This is a genomic window from Sorangiineae bacterium MSr11367, from assembly GCA_037157805.1.
Lineage (GTDB): Bacteria > Myxococcota_A > Polyangia > Polyangiales > Polyangiaceae > Pendulispora > Pendulispora rubella.
The window spans coordinates 7991035-8007643 of record CP089983.1 but is presented as its reverse complement, the minus strand read 5'-3'; the positions used below and the strand labels follow the sequence as shown (position 1 = coordinate 8007643).

Annotated in this window: 14 protein-coding genes; 8 read left to right on the top strand and 6 right to left on the bottom strand. The window is 66.6% G+C overall.

The features are described from left to right. Window positions 1-94: 94 nt before the first annotated feature. Both raiA and rpoN read right to left on the bottom strand, forming a co-directional pair. Window positions 95-427: a ribosome-associated translation inhibitor RaiA gene (gene raiA, locus LVJ94_31095; protein WXB01353.1), complete on the bottom strand. Its 333-nt coding sequence runs from the start codon at window positions 425-427 to the stop codon at window positions 95-97. Window positions 428-642: 215 nt separating this feature from the next. Further along, window positions 643-2163, bottom strand: coding sequence for an RNA polymerase factor sigma-54 (gene rpoN, locus LVJ94_31090; GenBank protein ID WXB01352.1), 1521 nt, complete (start codon window positions 2161-2163; stop codon window positions 643-645). Between the two features lie 190 nt (window positions 2164-2353). Here rpoN and LVJ94_31085 point away from each other — a divergent pair, with 190 nt between their 5' ends. The 4 genes from LVJ94_31085 to LVJ94_31070 all read left to right on the top strand — a co-directional run bounded on the left by LVJ94_31085 (window position 2354) and on the right by LVJ94_31070 (window position 8438). Further along, window positions 2354-3616 (top strand): DNA repair exonuclease, encoded by a 1263-nt coding sequence (locus tag LVJ94_31085; GenBank protein ID WXB01351.1) that lies wholly within the window; start codon window positions 2354-2356, stop codon window positions 3614-3616. Next, window positions 3616-6765, top strand: coding sequence for an AAA family ATPase (locus LVJ94_31080; protein ID WXB01350.1), 3150 nt, complete (start codon window positions 3616-3618; stop codon window positions 6763-6765). Before LVJ94_31085 ends, LVJ94_31080 begins: the two co-directional genes overlap by 1 nt. Beyond that, entirely contained in the window at window positions 6737-7348 is a 612-nt protein-coding gene (locus tag LVJ94_31075; GenBank protein WXB01349.1) for a DNA-3-methyladenine glycosylase, read from the top strand. The genes LVJ94_31080 and LVJ94_31075 overlap by 29 nt, the downstream gene beginning before the upstream one ends. Before the next feature lie 742 nt (window positions 7349-8090). Next, window positions 8091-8438 (top strand): hypothetical protein, encoded by a 348-nt coding sequence (locus tag LVJ94_31070; protein ID WXB01348.1) that lies wholly within the window; start codon window positions 8091-8093, stop codon window positions 8436-8438. A gap of 441 nt (window positions 8439-8879) precedes the next feature. Here the strand turns inward: LVJ94_31070 and LVJ94_31065 are convergent, their stop codons facing one another. Continuing rightward, entirely contained in the window at window positions 8880-9281 is a 402-nt protein-coding gene (locus LVJ94_31065; GenBank protein WXB01347.1) for an NUDIX domain-containing protein, read from the bottom strand. A gap of 77 nt (window positions 9282-9358) precedes the next feature. On the opposite strand from LVJ94_31065, the gene LVJ94_31060 reads away from it, so the two are divergent. Both LVJ94_31060 and LVJ94_31055 read left to right on the top strand, forming a co-directional pair. After that, window positions 9359-9757, top strand: a complete 399-nt coding sequence (locus tag LVJ94_31060) for a BlaI/MecI/CopY family transcriptional regulator (GenBank protein ID WXB01346.1) — start codon at window positions 9359-9361, stop codon at window positions 9755-9757. After that, on the top strand, window positions 9758-11611 hold the full coding sequence (locus LVJ94_31055; protein ID WXB01345.1) for a serine hydrolase: 1854 nt from the start codon (window positions 9758-9760) through the stop codon (window positions 11609-11611). It abuts the gene before it with no gap. Here LVJ94_31055 and LVJ94_31050 read toward each other — a convergent pair. From LVJ94_31050 to LVJ94_31040, 3 genes are all read right to left on the bottom strand, one after another. After that, window positions 11608-12912, bottom strand: a complete 1305-nt coding sequence (locus LVJ94_31050) for a hypothetical protein (GenBank protein ID WXB01344.1) — start codon at window positions 12910-12912, stop codon at window positions 11608-11610. The genes LVJ94_31055 and LVJ94_31050 overlap by 4 nt on opposite strands. Window positions 12913-13023: 111 nt before the next feature. Next, entirely contained in the window at window positions 13024-13530 is a 507-nt protein-coding gene (locus LVJ94_31045; protein ID WXB01343.1) for a hypothetical protein, read from the bottom strand. Next, window positions 13527-13937 carry a polymer-forming cytoskeletal protein gene (locus LVJ94_31040; protein ID WXB01342.1) on the bottom strand — a complete coding sequence of 137 codons (411 nt, stop codon included), beginning with the start codon at window positions 13935-13937 and terminating at the stop codon, window positions 13527-13529. The genes LVJ94_31045 and LVJ94_31040 overlap by 4 nt, the downstream gene beginning before the upstream one ends. Window positions 13938-13997: 60 nt before the next feature. Between LVJ94_31040 and LVJ94_31035 the strand changes: the two genes are divergently transcribed. Beyond that, window positions 13998-15920, top strand: a complete 1923-nt coding sequence (locus LVJ94_31035) for a hypothetical protein (protein ID WXB01341.1) — start codon at window positions 13998-14000, stop codon at window positions 15918-15920. Window positions 15921-16133: 213 nt separating this feature from the next. After that, entirely contained in the window at window positions 16134-16604 is a 471-nt protein-coding gene (bfr, locus tag LVJ94_31030) for a bacterioferritin (GenBank protein WXB01340.1), read from the top strand. Window positions 16605-16609: the final 5 nt, after the last annotated feature.

The following is a 16609-nucleotide window of genomic DNA, read 5'->3' as shown; positions in this document are numbered from 1 at the left end:
TCCAGTTCCCGTTCCCGTACACGCTCCCGAAGAGCCCCCAAGCGGACGCCCGGGGGGAACGGGAACGTCACGTGTACGGGCAGAGATGGAATGCCTAGTCCTCGCCGCCCGCCTCGGGGATCAAATGATCGGACGCGCGGTCTTGCCCCTTCTTGTGATCCTTACAACTACGAATCTGGGCCTCCAGTTTATCCGACACCTTGTCGATCGAGGCATACATGTCCTCGCTGGTCTCGGTGGCGTGGAAATGTTCGGCCCCGGCATGGAGGTCGACTTCGGCGACGTGAGCACGATGCTGCGTGCTCAAGACGACCTGTACTTTCAGCGGGTGTCTAAGGAACCTTTGCAGCTTGGCGATCTTCTCCTCCGCGTAGGCCTTGACTGCTTTGGTCGACTCCATGTGCCGGAAGGTGATGGCAATGTTCATGAGAGCTACGCACGCTCCTTCCCGAGAGGTTGACTCCTGCAACGAATAGGTAAACAGGATGTGACAATTCCCCAGCCTCTCCGTATACAAACGAGAATAGCTAGACCTTGCGCGAAAGGTTAGCGAAAGGGGCGAAAGTCTTTGGGATGGCGCGCGAGGGCGGACCCGCCGGCGCGATGCCGGCGCTCCCCATGCCGTTGCGCGAAGCTGTCGCTCTAAAACAGCTTTTTTCGTTTGCTCGAGGCGAGAATACCGAGCATCTCCCGGTACTTTGCCACGGTGCGTCGAGCAATTTGGATGCCATTTTGTGACGCGAGGATCTCGACAATGGCCTGATCCGAGAGCGGGTTCGACTTGTCCTCGCCCTCGATGATCTTCTTGATCGCCTGTTTGACGCTTTCCGAGGCGATGTCTTCCTCGGCCATGCGGCGGATGGACGAGTTGAAGAAATACTTGAGCTCGAACAAGCCTTGCGGCGTGTGAACGTACTTGTTCGTCGTCACGCGGCTGATGGTCGACTCGTGCATGCCGACCGCATCGGCCACGTCCCGCAGGATCATCGGCTTGAGGAACTGGACGCCGCGCTCGAAGAACTCGCGCTGCTTTTCCACGATGCACTCGGTCACGCGGATGATGGTCTTGCGGCGCTGCTCGATGGCGCGAATGAGCCACTGGGCGTTGCGCAACTTTTCCCCAATGAATTCCTTGGCGCCGGGGTCTTTCAGCAGCCGCTTCGTCAAGGTCTCATTGATGTAGAGACGTTGTACGCCGCGGTCGTTGTCGGTGACCACGAAGCGGTCGCTGTCCTTGATGACGTACACGTCGGGCGTGATGCCAATGGTGCGCTCGTCGGTCTCGCTGAAGTTGCGCGCGGGGCGGCTCTCCAGCTTTTGAATCTCTTTGACCGCCTCGTAAATCTCCTCGACCGGCACCTTCAGGTCGCGCGCGATGGCCTGGTAATTGTGTTTCTCCAGGTTATGAAGGTGCTTATCGATGATTTGGAGTTCCAGGTCCTCGTAGCCGAACACCTCGGCCTGGACCCGCAGGCACTCGCGTAGGTCGCGCGAGCAGGATCCGACCGGGTCCCACTCCTGCATCATGCGCAGGACCTCGGGGGCGTCCTCCGGGTCGAGCCCGGACTCGTCGGCCAGCTCTTCGATCGTGAGATCCGGCGTCTTTTCGCCGCCTTCGCGCTCGGTTCCCTTGAGATCGAGAAGGCCGTTGTCGTCGAGGTTTCCGAGCACGAGCTCGGCAAATCGCCGTTCGGCCTCGGTGAAGTCGCTCATCTGAAGCTGCCAGCGCAGATGATCGACCAGCGACTGCGGCTTCGTGAGGTTTTGCTCGATGGGCGGCAGGTCGTCGAAGCCACCGCGATTCGCGGGGAGGGCCTGCTGCAGGGTGCGATTCTCCAGGAGTTGCTCCCAGTCGATGTCCTGGGTTTTCTTCTCCGTCTGGAGTTGCTGCGGGTCGGTGTTCTTCAGCCGCTCGAGGCCTTCGAGGCGCTCGACCCGCTCGTCCGTTTGAAGCCCGCCGCTCGCGGGATCACTGCCGATCCCTTCCGCGCCACGTGCCCGAGGGTCGATGTCGTCGTCGGCCAGGACCGGATTGGCATCGAGCTCTTTTCGGATTTCGTCAATCAGCTCGAGGCGCGACAGTTGCAAGAGGCGAATCGCCTGCTGCAACTGCGGGGTCATCACGAGCTGCTGACTCAGTTTGAGCTGTTGCTTTATTTCCATGATGTGTCTGACCTGGTTGGCCCGACGCAGCAACCGGGGGCCAACGTATGGAGCTTATCACGTGGGGAGAGGCGCAAAAGCGACAACCATGCCAGCGGTGGGAAGAATTAGCGCCGAGATCGCCTTACATCGCCCTGCTTACAGAAGCGCTGTTCCCATGAACGCCGATTAATCGGCTAAGAACACGCCGGTGAAGTTCGTTCACGCGGCTGATCTGCACATTGACAGCCCACTCCGTGGTCTAACCCGCTACGAAGGCGCACCCGTCGAGCGAGCTCGGCGTGCAACGCGCGAGGCATTCGAGCGGGTCGTGGCGTTGTGCCTGACCGAGCAAGCCCAGTTCCTCGTGCTCGCGGGCGACGTGTTCGACGGCGATTGGAAGGACATTGGGACCGGCCTCTACTTCGTGAGCCAGCTCGCGCGCCTTCGCGAGACGGGGTGCCGCGTGCTGCTTCTTCGCGGGAACCACGACTTCGAGCTGACCAAGCAGCTCGCGTACGCCGAACACGTGTTCGAGTTCGGCGCCGCCGGCTCGAAGCGGGGAAAGTACACGTACCGCTTCGACGACGAGGGCGTGGCCTTCCACGGTGTGAGCTACGCCCAGAAGAAGGTGGACAAGAGCCTCCTTCCTCTTTACGCGCCACCGGTGGCGGGCCTCGTCAACGTGGGCGTGCTCCACACGAACGCCACCGGCAGCCGCGAACATGCGGCCTACGCCCCGTGCACCGTCGCGGAGCTGGTGGCGCACGGCTACGACTATTGGGCGCTGGGCCACGTGCACTCGCATGCTGTGCTCCACGAGGACCCATGGGTCGTGTACCCCGGCAACACGCAGGGGCGGAGTGTGCGTGAGGTCGGGCCGAAGGGATGTGTGCTGGTGGAGAGCTCGGGCGACCGTACCCTGGATGTGCGCTTCGTGCCGACGGACACGATGCGCTACTTCGTGGAGGAGGTGCTGCTCGCCCCGGAGGACGACACGGCGGACCTCTTCGAGAAGGTGCGCCACCGGCTCGATGATGTGGTGGCGCGGGCGGAGAACTCCCTGGCGGCGGTGCGGCTGGAGATCACGGGTAGCTGCCGGGCGCACGCGGCCATCGTGGCCGAGCGCGAGTCGATCCTCGGGCAGATCCGCGCCGACGCGATCGATCGCGGTGGCGATGTCTGGCTCGAGAAGGTGAAGCTTTCGACCTCGCCGGCAGCCTCGATCGAAGCGCTGCGCGCGGCGAAAGGGTTGGTCGCCGAGCTGCTGACGTGGACGGACCGGTTGCGCGGGGACGACGCCGACACCGAGCGGCTCGGGCTCTTGCGCACGCTCGAGCCGCTGAAGAAGAAACTGGCGCGCGAGCTCGAGGAGCTGGAGATCGTCGTGGAGGACGAGGCATGGTTCGCCGGCGTGCTCGATCGGGCCGAGGCGCTCTTGGCGGAGCGGCTCACGTCGGGTGCGAACGACTGATGCGCCTTCTGCGGCTCGAGCTCGAGCGGTTTCGGCACTTCCGCGAGAAGAAGCTCTCGCTGGCGGGCGAAGGTCCGCGCCATTTGACCGTGGTCTATGGGCCGAACGAGGCGGGCAAGACGACGGTGCTGTCGGCGATCCGCTGCTTTCTCTTCGGCTTTCGCGACAAGAGCCCCGAGCTGGTGCTCGACTTCGAGCAGAGCGAATTGCGGGTGGGCGCGCTGGTGGAGCTCGACAATGGCCGCCGCTACGAGGCGACACGCACCAAGGGGCGCAAGCAGACGCTCTTCGGGCGCAGCCTGGAGGGCGGCGAGGAGTTCGACGAGGAGTGGTTCCACCACCGGTTGGAGCGGCCGAGCCGCGCGGTGTTCGAGAACGTGTTCGGCTTCTCGCTGGACATGCTGGCCCGCGGCGCCGAGTCGCTCAAAGAGCACGAGGTGCGCAGCGCCATTTACGGGGCGGGCTTCGGCGGCCACGTCGACCTGGAGAAGGTGCTGGGCGATCTGCGCAAGGAGCGCGAGTCGCTGTTCAAGGAGAGCGGGCGCAATCCGCGGATCAATCAGCTGGCGCGTGTGCTCGACGATCGACGTCGGGCCATCCGCGCGGCCACGACACCGGGCGAGGAGCACCGGCGGGTGACCGATCAACTGCGCGAGCAGAAGGTGCTGGCGCAGAGCACCTACGCGGAGGAGTCGGCGCGGCGAACGGAGGTGGAGCGCACCCGCGCGGTGATGCTGGCCATCGAGCCTTACCGCGCACTGCGTGAGGCCGAGGCGGAGCTGGAGGCGCTGTCGTGCCCGAGCGGCTTTACGGCGGAGGGCGGGCGCGCGTACGAGAAGCTGGTCGGGGTGCGCGAGCAGGTGCGTGAGGAGCTGCGTTCGCTCGAGGAGCGGACCCGCGAAACGGGCGAGCGCCTGTCCGCGTGGCGGGACGATCCGATGGCGCTGAGGGCGGGTGATGCCATCGACGGGCTGGCCGGCGATCTGGGCGCGTACAAGAAGATGCTCACCGAGCGGCCGAAGAACGCGGAAAACGTGGAGCGTCTCGGGCGGCGCACGCAGGAGCGCCTTCGCGAGATGCACCCGACGTGGGACCTCGCGGCGCTGCGGGCGATGCGTTTCGATGAGATGACCAAGAGCGACTTCTTCGATGCGGCGGCCGATCATGAGCGGCTGCGCACCGAGCGGGAACGCTGGACGGAGCGCGAGCAGGAGCTGGAGGCGCTCGACCGGCAGCGCGAACAGCATCGGCGAAAGCTGGAGGCACCGCTGTCGACGTTCGCGTCCTTGGATCCTGCCGCGATGGCGGTGCCGCCGGTGGACGAGGTGTCGCGCTTCGAGACGCGCTTTGCGGCGTGCGATCGGGAGTTGACCACGCGGCGGGAGCGGCGCGCGGATCTGAAGGGGCAGCTGGCCACGCACGAGCAGGAGCTTTCGGCGATCGAGTCGGCGGGGCATGCACCCGCGGCGCGCGATCTGGAGTCGGCGCGCGCGCGGAGGGAAATCGGCTGGCGCATCGTGGAGCGGGCGCTGGGTGGCGAGCCGACGGATGAAGCCGTGGCGCGCTACGGGGAAGGGGAGCCTCTCGCGCGGGCCTACGAGCGCGCCGTGGTGGCGGCGGACGATGTGGCGGATCGTATGCGGCTGCACGCGGACGCCGTTCAAAAGCGCGCGCTTCACGAGGCCCTGGCCGTGCGCCTCGGCGAGCAGGTGCGCGAGCTGGAACGCGAGCTCACGAAGCTCGAGGAGACGGAGAAGGAGACACGGCGCGAGTGGCTCGCCCTGTGGGCGCGCTCGGGGATCGAGCCCATGAGTCCACCCTCGATGCGGCGGTGGCTCGAGGATCGGCTGGCCTACGTGGATCTGTGCACCTCGATCACCGAGGAGCGTGCAAAGTGGCAGCGCGACGGCGAGCGCCTCGAGCGCGACGAGCGCGCATGGCGCACGCGTTTCACGCAGCTCGCCTCGGGGATGGGGGTGTCGCCCGATCTGGGGGTGACGCGGGCGCGGAAAATCGTGGAGGATCTCGCGGAGCTGCGGCGGACGTTCCTGAGCGAGGAACAGCACCTGGAGGAAGCGGGGCAGCGCATCGGACGCGAGCTCGAGGGCTACGAGGAGCGCGTGCGCGTGCTGGGGAGCGTGCTCGAGGCGAGCATCTCGGACCCCGTCCGCAGCGTGGAACGATGGCAAGGGCGGCTTCTGGCCGCGCGCGAGGCCGTGCGCATGCGCGAAGAACTGGAGCGCGGGCGCAAGGGCGATGAGCACCGCGCCGCGCAGGCGAGGACGCGGCTCGAGGCGACGGAGACCGAGATTCGGCAGTACCGCGCGCTGGCCGGGCAGGGGGACGACGAGGGCGTGCGCCGTGTGGCGGAGGTGGCGTTGCGCATCGACGAGCTTTCGCGTGTGGCCGCGGAGCAGCGGCGGGTTCTTCGCCGTGCCGGTGTGCGCTGGGGGCAGGACGCCTTTCTCGCGGAGGTGGCCGACGCTGCGCCGGAGTTGCTCGAGCATCGCATCGCGGCGCTGGAGCAGGAGGCGGACGCGCTGCGCGAGCGTGCGCGCGCCATCGATCAAGAGGTGGGAAAGCTCACCGAGGGCCTCGCGCGGCTCGATGGCGGTTCGCGCGCCGCGGACGAGCAAGCGGCGGCGGAGGCCGACCGCGCGGCCCTGGCGGAGGACGTGGAACGCTACGCGGTGCTCACGTTCGCCGAGGAAATCCTGCAAGGGAGCATCCGTCGCTTCGAGCGGGAGCACCAGCCCGAGCTTTTGCTCCGCGCCTCGGGGGCCTTCGCGCGCATGACCCGAGGTCGCTACCCGCGCATCGAGCGGCGGCTCGATGGCTCGCTCCTCGTGGAGCGCGACGATGGCCGCACCGTGCACCCCGATGCGCTGTCCACTGGTACCCGCGAGCAGCTCTTCATCGCGCTGCGCCTGGCGTACGTGGAGAGCTACTCCAAGAGCGCCGAATCGCTGCCGATGGTGCTCGACGACGTGCTCGTCAATTTCGACGAGGAGCGCACCCGCGGTGCGCTGGAAGCGCTCTCCGCATTCGCCGAGCGCACGCAGGTGCTGCTATTTACATGTCACTCGCGCCTCGTCGACCTGGTGCGCGACGTCGTTCCCGATGCTCATCACGCCTCCATCCCAACTTAGCTACGACATGCGCCTCGGCGCCGACTTCTTCGCGCGCGACGCGCTGGTGGTCGCACGCGAGCTGCTCGGCACCGTGCTGGTGCACCAGCGCGATGGCGACGTGCGCGCCGTGCGCATCGTCGAAACGGAGGCCTACCGGGGCCCGACGGATCTCGCCTGCCACGCACGCGTCGGCCTCACCAAGCGAACGCGCACCTTGTACGGCCCTCCCGGGCACGCCTACGTCTATTTGATCTACGGCATGTACGACTGCTTCAACGTCGTCTGCTTCGGCGAGGGAAAGGGCCACGCCGTCCTGGTGCGCGCCGGCGAGCCCCTTTCGGGCATCCCCGACGCCTCCCGCACCGACGGTCCCGGGCGCATGACCCGCGCCCTCGGCATCACCCGCGCCCACGACGGTTTCAACCTGCGCGAGAGCTCCCTCTTCCTCGCCCCCCGCGCCACACGCCCCAAAATGACCACCACGCCGCGGGTCGGCGTCGCCTACTCGGGCACCTGGGCCGAGAAGCCCTGGCGCTTCTACGAAACGGGCAGCCGCCACGTCTCCCGCCCAAGCCCCCGGCAAATCGGCCTCGGGAGCTGACCCAAGTCACGCCCTTCTCGAGCCGCATTGACGTCGAGCGGCGCTCCCTGAGGATTGAACAGGAAGACGGGAAGGCGGGAAGTTTTTTTGTTTTCCGTTGGCCAACGGTGCCAGAGGAAAACTCTAGACCTTTCCATCTTCCCGTCTTCCCGCGAACTCTCTCGTCCGGGCCGCCGTGGAGTTTGCACTCGCGCGAGGCTGGGACCCACCCGGGTGGCGGGCTTCCGCGAACTCGCCGGATTCAGCGAGCCACGAGGCGCCTAATCCTTCGTCTCAGAGGAATGGAGACGAAGGACCTTGCCGAACCGCCAAGACGCCAAGAGCGCCAAGGTTCAGTGGGTTCGTGAACGAGAGTATTCCTTGGTGCTCCAGCACATCATCTTGGCGACTTGGCGGTTCGATCCGTCAGGATGAACTGGTCGACGACGATGGGTTTACGGGCAATCGCGAATCCATGGCTCTCCCCCTTCGGATCGGCGTTTTCCGCGTGACGCTGCGGAATGCCATGCGGCGGGGGGGCACGTGCGATGACGTCGAGCGGCTCTCCCTGATTGATTGAACATGAAGGCGGGAAGGCGGGAAGTTTTTTTGGTTTGGTTTTTTTTGCCAACGGTGCTGACAGAAAAACTCTCAGACCTTCCCGTCTCCTGTGAACTCTCTCGCTGAAACATCTATGGGACGACCTTAGGCACCTCTGCTCGGAGAACTGCGCCCGTATTTGCGATAAGATGCGTTTGGGCACATGGCGACGCATCGGCGAAATCTCCGTCAGATTGTCATTGATGGCGTCACGTACCATTGGCGCTCGCGCTACCTCTGGGTGCCCGATGCCACTCCGCTGCGCAATCGTGATGCGTTCGAGAGCGTTCTCGTCGTCTTCCGAGCGCTTCGCGGTGGTCGCGCGGGTTTTGTCGTTCGACTTGGCCCGGAGGACCGGCGCGCGATCTTCGACGGCATCGTTTTCGGCGTACCGTTCACACCGCGACTCGTCCGGGCCGCCGTGGAGTTTGCACTCGCGCGAGGCTGGGACCCGACCCGGGTGGCGGGCTTCCGCGAGCTCTCCGGGTTCAGCGAGCCACGAGGCGCCTAGTCCTTCGTCTCAGAGGAATGAAGACGAGGGATCTTGCCGAACCGCCAAGACGCCAAGAGCGCCAAGGTTCAGTGGGTTCGTGAACGAGAGTATTCCTTGGCGCTCCAGCACATCATCTTGGCGTCTTTCGATCAGTCAGTATGAGCTGGTCGACGATGATACGGGGCACGGGCATTCGCGATTCGCGATTCGCGAATTGCGAATCCATGGCTCACCCCTCCGGCCTCGTTCGCAGCGGCGTTTTCGGTGCGATGCCATATGGCCCGCCCTTGCGGGCGCGGAATGCCACGCGGCGGGGGGACGTGCGATGACGTCGAGCGGCTCTCCCTGATGGATGGAACGGGAAGACGGGAAGTCCTTTGGTTTTCCGTTGGCCAACGACGCCGAGAGGACCCCTAAACCCTTCCCGTCTTCCTGTGAATTCTCCCCCTCTGAGCGTAACTAGGCGAGCTTGCCGGCTGCCTGGAGGTGGTCGAAGATGATGCGATCCACCGGGGAGACGCGCGCGCGGTCGGCGTAGGTGAGCCACGCGACCTCGGCGATTTCGCTGCTCGCGGCGAGGGGGCCGTCGTAGTCGGCCGTGTAGCACGTCATGCGAACGAGCGTGCCCTCGGGGTGGCCGTGGGCTTGCGCCTCGAAGGTGCCCACGTGCTCGGCGCTTTCACGGACGATGTCGGCCGTGAGCTCCTCTTTGATCTCGCGCACCAGCGTGTCCTGGTCGCTTTCGCCCGGCTCGCGCTTGCCGCCCGGCAGGTAATACACGTCCTTGCCGTGCGAGCGCGTGCTCAAAATGCGGCCATTTTCCAAGCGAATCCACGCGACCTTGTCGATGATGCGACCCACGGTGCGAGCCTTCTAGCCGATGAATGAGCATCGGCCAACGGTTGCTAAATTTATAGCATCGGGTACATCTACCGTCGATGGCGAAGACCCCGGAGAAAAGCCTCACGCGCCGCGAGCGGGAGATCATGGACATCATCTACCGGCGCGGGCGGGCGACGGCGCAGGAGGTGCTCGACGAGCTTCCCGATCCGCCGAGTTACTCTGCGGTGCGTGCGCTGTTGCGTCTGCTCGAGGAGCGCGGGCACGTCAAGCATGCGCAGGAAGGGCAGAAATACGTCTACGCGCCCTCGGTGCCGCGGAGCGATGCCCGCAAGAGCGCGCTGGCGCACGTGGTGAAGACGTTCTTCGCCGGGTCGGTCGATCAAGCGGTGGCGACGCTGCTGGAGTCGGCGGAGTCGTCGCCGACGAAGCTTTCGCGCGCCGAGTTGGATCGCTTGTCCGAGATCATCGAGCGCGCCAAAAACGAGGGGCGATAAATGTCGTCCGGATTTTTCGCGGCGAACGTGCTTCGTGCGGCGGTGCTGCTCGGTCTCGCGCTCGGCGCGATGCCGCTTCTGCGCGGTGCGAGTGCGGCCACGCGCCGGCTGGTGCTCGCGCTGGCCCTGGGCGGCGTGTTGCTCGTTCCCGGTGTGTCCGCGATCACGCCGGTATGGCACGTGGAGACACCGGCCTCGGTGCTTCGCGGCGTCGTGATCGTGGACCCGGCGCCCGCCGACGATCCCGCGACGCCGGCGGAGGTCGCCAACGCGCACCCCGCCGCGGTTCGGCATGAGGCCGCATGGCTCGATCCGGCGCGCGCGCTCGGTGGTCTCTGGGCCCTCGGTGCGCTGGCCGTGCTCGCGCGTCTCGGTGTGGGGCTCGTGCGAACGCGGGCGATCGTGCGGCGTGCGGCGGCCTCCCCCGCGTGGTCGCGCACCATGGCGCGCGCGCAAGCCAGCATGGGCGTCCGCGCGGACGTGCGCGTGACGGAGGAACTCGATGCGCCGGCGGTCACCGGCGTGTTCGCGTCCGTGGTGCTCGTTCCGGGCGGCTCGGAGGCCTGGAGCGAGGAGCGCCGCCTTGCCGTGCTTTTGCACGAGCTCGCGCACGTGCGCCAGCGCGATTGCCTCGTACATGCGATGGCGCAGCTCGCGTGCGCGGTGCACTGGTTCGATCCGCTGGTCTGGATGGCCGTGCGACGCCTTCGGGTCGAACGCGAGCTCGCCGCCGACGATGCCGTGCTCGTCGCGGGCACGCGCGCCTCGGCCTACGCGGAGGATCTGCTCGCGATTGCCGGTGCAGGTGCCTCGCGCCATGCCCCATCGTTCGCGCTGGGGATGGCCGAGCGCTCGCAGCTCGTGGCCCGCGTGACGGCCATCGTGGCCGCGGCCCGTGCGCGGCGCCCGCCGTCGCGTTTCCGCGCGGGCATTCTCGCGGGCAGCGTGGCCGCGAGCGTCGTGGCGGTGGCCGCGGCAGCGCCTGCGCCTTCGAGCCTCGATCCCGCGCTGCAGGCCATCGCCGACGAGGAGCTCGAGCGCACCATGGCCGAATGGCACGCGCAAGGGGGCACCGTCCTGGTGCTCGACCCCGCGACCGGGGAAATCCTGGCCAATGCTGCGCGCTCGGAGCGAGGCAGCAACGTCCCCGGCTCCACCTTCAAGGCGATCACCTTGGCCGCCGCCCTCGACGAAGGCGTGCTCTCCGCCGACGAGCGCGTCGACTGCTCGCACCACGATGGCGGCATCTACGATGGAGACTCTCACGGCGTGCTGAGCGTGCCCGAGATGCTCGCCGTCTCCTCGAACATCGGCATGGCCAAGGTGTACGACCGCCTCGGCGCGGAGCACCTCGCCCGATGGATGCACACGTTCCACTTCGACGTGCCCGCGCCCAGTGAACGCGGTGCCGCCATGGCCGTCGGCGGTGCAGGTACCGCGACCCCGCTGCAACTGGCCGCCGCCTACGCGGCCCTCGCCAACGACGGCGTCTACATCCCGCCCACGTCCACGCGGCGCAAGGAACCGGCCCCGCGCGAAGCCATCGTCCGACCCGAGACGGCCCACACCGTGCTCTCCCTCCTCGAGCAGGCGGTGAGCCATCCGCGTGCTACCGGCAAGCTGGCGCGCATCGAAGGCGTTGCCGTAGCCGGAAAAACCGGGACCTCCGAGTGGACACGCCCCGACGGTACGCGGGTCACCTACGCCAGCTTCGTGGGCGTCGTCCCCGCCCATGCGCCCCGCGCCGTCATCCTCGCCGGCATCGAGCAACCGGGCGAGGGAGGGAGCGGCGGCAAAGTCGCGGCGCCCCTCTTCGCCCGCGTCGCCTCCCGCTGGCTGCGCACGGCACGCTAGCGCACCGAGCTCGCCATCTTCTCTTGAACGAGCCACGGTCTCGGCGGCCTGGGAGAGCCTCCGACCCTCGTGTAGGGCGTCAATCGAGCGCCGAACATCGTGCTGAAGAGAGGGATCCGTTCGGCCTCCTTGCTCTTCTGCCAATGCTCGTACATGTCCGGTGGCTCGTTGAACGTCCCGTCCATGTACCCCGACGTGAACGGAAAGAGCATCGTGCTGGGCTCCTCGCTCGAAAGCAAAATGCCATGTTCGTGCGCGTAAGCCGAAAGCCGGCGAACGAGGTCCAAGGCGACCCTCCACTCGTCACCGAAGTCATTGGGGCGGTGCAAATGGTTCGTGGCCCGACATGCTTCGGTCCCCCACTTCGGTGAGGTCGGGAACTCGTCGAACGCGATCACCTTGAAGCCGAGGTCGATCAGCTTCTTCATCTCTTCGAACCGAGAGCGTTGCCATTCTTCGGCCCCGAGACACATCTCCATGGCCTTGAAGACGTACTGCGAAAAATCATGGAGGCCGCCGGAGTACACTTTTGCGGCCGCTCGGACCTCGGGCGGTGGTGGCCGCTCGATTCCGAGGTTTGGAATCGCGTACTTGTACGTTCTCAAATTCAGCCATCGGAACTGGGCCACGGCTGGATTGGCGCGGACGAGGGCTTCGACTTCCGCCAAAGCCCCGTCGCTCCAGAAATAGTGCCCCTCGAGGTCGACTTCGTTCGGGTCCAGGCCAAACGCGAACGAGATGGTGCGCGCCCCCTCGTCGCGCATCCGTCGTTCGAGCGCGGACGCCGTCCAATCGGAGCGAAGCCAAGGCGCGGAATTGTTCGCCACCCATTGCCGAACGAAGTAGTGGAAGCGATCGTAGCGTGAGGCAAGCGTGGGGTTCGGGGCGACCAGGTGCCAGAACTCGGCCACCTTCGTCGCGAGGATGCTCCAAGGCCCACGCTCGGCGACCTCTTGGAACGTGCAGCTGCCGAAGCATTCCAGCCGGACTTCGAGTTCGTCTCCGGTCGTTCGGAGCAGCAGCCCTGCGGGGGTCTCCGTGGGCTTCGTGGGGACGACGGCCGTCCACGCGCCCTCACCGCACCGCCACGCGACCATGGGCATCGACAGCGGTCCCGGGTAGGCGAGCTCGAGGTGCTCGGATTTTGCGGCTCGGAGCGCTGCGGTGGCCGGCTTGAGGCGAAGTCCCTCGTAAAAGGGGAGTACGAGTTCCAGATCGGCAGCGTCGCAGCCGGTCGAAACCGTCCGAACCCACGCGCTGCGGGTTCCTCGAATCGGGGTCTGTACCGGAGCCGTCTGCACGGACGTTCGCGACGTCGAGCGTTCGCAATGCAGCCCGGCGAGCAACGACCCGAGGAGCGCGATCGATCGAACGCACGGGCCGGCCCTCATCCGCGATCCCGCACGTCCGCGTTAGCGCGACGTCCACGCGACGAAGCGGACCACGGCGTCGCCCTTCGAGGCGAATTGGACGCGCATCGCCTCCTGGCGGCGGATGCACACCGGACCGCGTTCGCCCAGCCTTCCATCGGTCGTGGCCGGCGTCTCCGAGAGCACGCGGCCCTTGTGGTCGAGGAGCTGCGCCACCACGGGTTCGCCCGCGCTGAAGGCGAGGCGCACGCACGCGTCGGCGTCGCCCGGTGCCAGCAATTCCTGCCCCACCTCGCGTTGCCCCGAGAGTTGTGCGCTCTTCAACGTGCGCATCCCCGCGGCCGCGGTCTTTCCGTCCTCCGCGAGCGCTTCGAGCGAGCGCTCCGGCGTGGAGGGCTTTTTGGGCTCCGCCGCCGCATCCGGTGCCGTCCACGTCGTCGCTTGAAGCGACGGCGTGACCACCGGCGCGGGCTTCGGGTTCTCCGAGCCCGCACATCCCGCAGCCACGACGGTGGCCAGCAGCAGCGCGCGCGGCATCACGCCCGTCACGCGGTTTGCTGGCTGGATCGCGGAGCCCCGGCGGGTTTCGCGGGGGCGGTGGCCGGCTTGCTGTCGACGGGATCCATGCGGCAGCTGCCCTGGAACTCGACGCCGCGGTCGATGAACACCGACGGGGAGTGAATGTTGCCAATCACCTTGCCCGGCGCATGAATCTCGATGGCGTGCTTCGCGCGGATGTTACCGTGCACCTGCCCGCCGCGGACGATGACCGTGGCGACGTCGACCTCGGCGTGGACTTCGGCCCCTTCTCCGATGACCAACGTATCCTCGCTCTTGATCTCCCCCTTGAAGACGCCGTCGATGCGCACGCGCCCCTCGAAGGCGAGCTTTCCTTCGAACTGGGTGCCGCGCCCAAGGAGTGCCGTAATTTCGGTGGCGGGTAGGGACGAATCCATGGTCGGGCAGTTAGCAGGCAAGCGGCATCCGGGCAACTCGAGATCGTGACTACATCGCCCGTGAAAGTATTACCGCTCGGCCGTGCGGCGTCGGCAGCGCTCGCAGCAGGGCTCGCGATGTTCGTCCTGCTCGCGCCTCGCGACGCCGCCGCCGACATCCCGCCGCTGGAGACGCACGCCGACGACGTGGTGCTCGACGCGCGCCTGCGCGAGCTCGAACTGCGCGGCAACGTCCGCCTCGAGTCGCCCCCCTTCCACCTGCGCAGCGACGCGTTGAAGTTGCGCCGCACCCCCCATGGCATCGAGGTGGAGGGCACGGGCCGTCTCGCGTTTTGCCAATGCCTCGGCACCCCGGTGGCCGTTGGCTTCGATGGGGCCATCGTCGCGCCGCCAGGTGATCTCGTCCTACGTCACCCGCGCCTCGAGGTGCTCGGGCTTCCCATTTTCTGGTTCCCCTATTTCTGGCTTCGTTCGCCGCAGCGCTTCGGTGTGCTCGCGCCAGATCTCGCGTACCGCGGTTCCGATGGCTTCTTCGTCGGCGGTGGCATCCACCTGCCCTGGGGGCCCGACGATCCGAGCGCCGCCCTCGACGTGCGCGCCGGGGCCTACGTGCGGGGCGGCAGCGCGTACGAGGTGTTCCTGCGCACGCCCGCGAGCCAGACGCGCGTGCGCTACGACCACTTCGACGGCGACGGCTTGATCGCCGACGCGCGCGGCAGCATCGCCGACAAGGTCGACGCGTCCCGGAATGGCCAAACCCTCGCCTGGGACATCGACGTGCTTCGCGGCGCACGCGGTCTGCGCGCCACCACGGAGCTGGAAGCCTCCGCACGCCGCTTCGATCGCGCACGCGCCGAGGGTCAGCTTCGCGAGGGCACCTTCACCTTTTCCGCAGGCCTGCGCTCCACCTCCGTGCGCGGCGGCGACGTGGGAAGCTTGGGCGCTTGGGGGCCTCTCTTCACCGCGCGGCGTGGCGATGCGATCGGCGGCATCGGTGCCTACGACATCGCGCTCACCGGCGGCGGTCTCCGCGCCGAGGGCTCGCCCGATCGCGAAATGGTCCCCTACGCCCGCGCCGAGGGCGGCACCCTGTTCGCGACCCGATTCGGCGCCGTGGGCGCCTCGCTGTCGTTGCGCGGCGCGAGCAATGTCGTCGGCGGCGAGCGCCGCGGGATCGATGTTGCGGGCAGTGCACGCGCCGAATTCACGGTGCCCTTCGTGCGCAGCTTCGAGGGAAGCGATCCTGCCGATCCATGGCGCCACCGCCTCGAGCCGCGCGCCAGCGTCGCGGTCCTGGGGCTTCGCGCCGACGACGCCCTGACGACGGACTTTGGCCGCGCGCGCGGGTTTGGCGGCGTATCGGGCGGTACGTGGGTCGCCGAAACGGGGCTCGCCAACGCCCTCGGCCGGTGGGGCCGCGGCGATGGGCTCGAGGCCTCCGCGTCGGCGGGCTTCACCGGCGACGACACGCGTGCCGATCCGGTGATGCGATGGCGCGCCGCCGCCACACAGACCTTCCTCGGGCTCGGCGCCGAGGGGGCGCACGTCCTGCGTGCCTTCCGCCCATCCAACTCGGGCAGCGATGGGGCCGAAGCTGGCCATGCGGTGGTCGCCCGCTCGCGCGTCGGCCGCATCGACGGTCTCCATCTTTCGGCCAACGTCGCCGTTCGCAAGGGCATCGACCCGGTGGTCGCGCGACTCCTCACGGATGCGCCGCTCGAACCCTCGGCCGGGTTCCTCTCCGCACCGGGGACCACCGGCGGACTCGCCGCATCCATTCCGTTTTCGCACGCCATCGTCACACGCAGCGGCGTCGATGCGGACCTCGACGAGCCCCGTTTGCTCGGCGCCCGCGGCTCCATCGAACTGCGCGATCGCTGCGAATGCATCGTTCTTCGCGTCACCGGTTCGCACCGCTTGGGTCGCGACGGCGTCGACGTTTGGATGACCATCGACCTCGCTCCGAAATCGAAGGCAAATTGAGCGTCGTTGGAGCTATCGAAAGTCGAGTTCACAGCGTGATCGGACGTCGAAGTTGCAAATGAAATTCGCGAACAATCTAAGTGAATTTATCGATGCGGTTCTCCTTGCGATGGGCGTCTAGAGATGGTCTTTGTTCGCTATGAGTCCGCGTTCGAGTGAAAACCATTTGCAGCAAGCCGGAGCCCGAAATGCTTCCGGAGTACGGAGGTCAGCATGAAAGGCGATTCGAAAATCATCGACCTCTTGAACGAGATCCTCACCGGCGAGCTGACGACGGTAAACCAGTATTTCTTGCACGCGCGCATGTGCGAGAACTGGGGTTACCAGCGGCTCAACGAGAAGATTTACAAAGAGTCGATCGACGAGATGAAGCACGCCGACAAACTGATCAAACGGATCTTGTTTCTCGAAGGGCTTCCCAACGTACAACGCCTCGGCAAGGTGAACATCGGTCAGACGCCGATCGAGATCTTGAAGAACGATCTCGCCGCGGAGATGCAAGCCATCCCGCTCCTCAATCGCATCATCCAAATCTGCCGCGACACCGGCGACAACGGCACCGAAGATCTGGTGAAGGACATCCTCGTGAGCGAGGAGGAACACGTCGACTGGCTCGAGTCCCAACTCGAGCTGGTGAAGCAACTCGGCGAAGCGCACTACCTCGCGCAGCAGATCAAGGAATAGAGAAA

Excerpts from the sequence above, each read along its gene's own strand:
- LVJ94_31080 (WXB01350.1), top strand. The coding sequence starts at position 3,616 with ATGCGCCTTCTGCGGCTCGAGCTCGAGCGGTTTCGGCACTTCCGCGAG.
- rpoN (WXB01352.1), bottom strand. The coding sequence starts at position 2,163 with ATGGAAATAAAGCAACAGCTCAAACTGAGTCAGCAGCTCGTGATGACC.
- LVJ94_31075 (WXB01349.1), top strand. The coding sequence starts at position 6,737 with ATGCTCATCACGCCTCCATCCCAACTTAGCTACGACATGCGCCTCGGC.
- LVJ94_31060 (WXB01346.1), top strand. The coding sequence starts at position 9,359 with ATGGCGAAGACCCCGGAGAAAAGCCTCACGCGCCGCGAGCGGGAGATC.
- LVJ94_31040 (WXB01342.1), bottom strand. The coding sequence starts at position 13,937 with ATGGATTCGTCCCTACCCGCCACCGAAATTACGGCACTCCTTGGGCGC.
- LVJ94_31055 (WXB01345.1), top strand. The coding sequence starts at position 9,758 with ATGTCGTCCGGATTTTTCGCGGCGAACGTGCTTCGTGCGGCGGTGCTG.
- bfr (WXB01340.1), top strand. The coding sequence starts at position 16,134 with ATGAAAGGCGATTCGAAAATCATCGACCTCTTGAACGAGATCCTCACC.
- LVJ94_31070 (WXB01348.1), top strand. The coding sequence starts at position 8,091 with ATGGCGACGCATCGGCGAAATCTCCGTCAGATTGTCATTGATGGCGTC.
- raiA (WXB01353.1), bottom strand. The coding sequence starts at position 427 with ATGAACATTGCCATCACCTTCCGGCACATGGAGTCGACCAAAGCAGTC.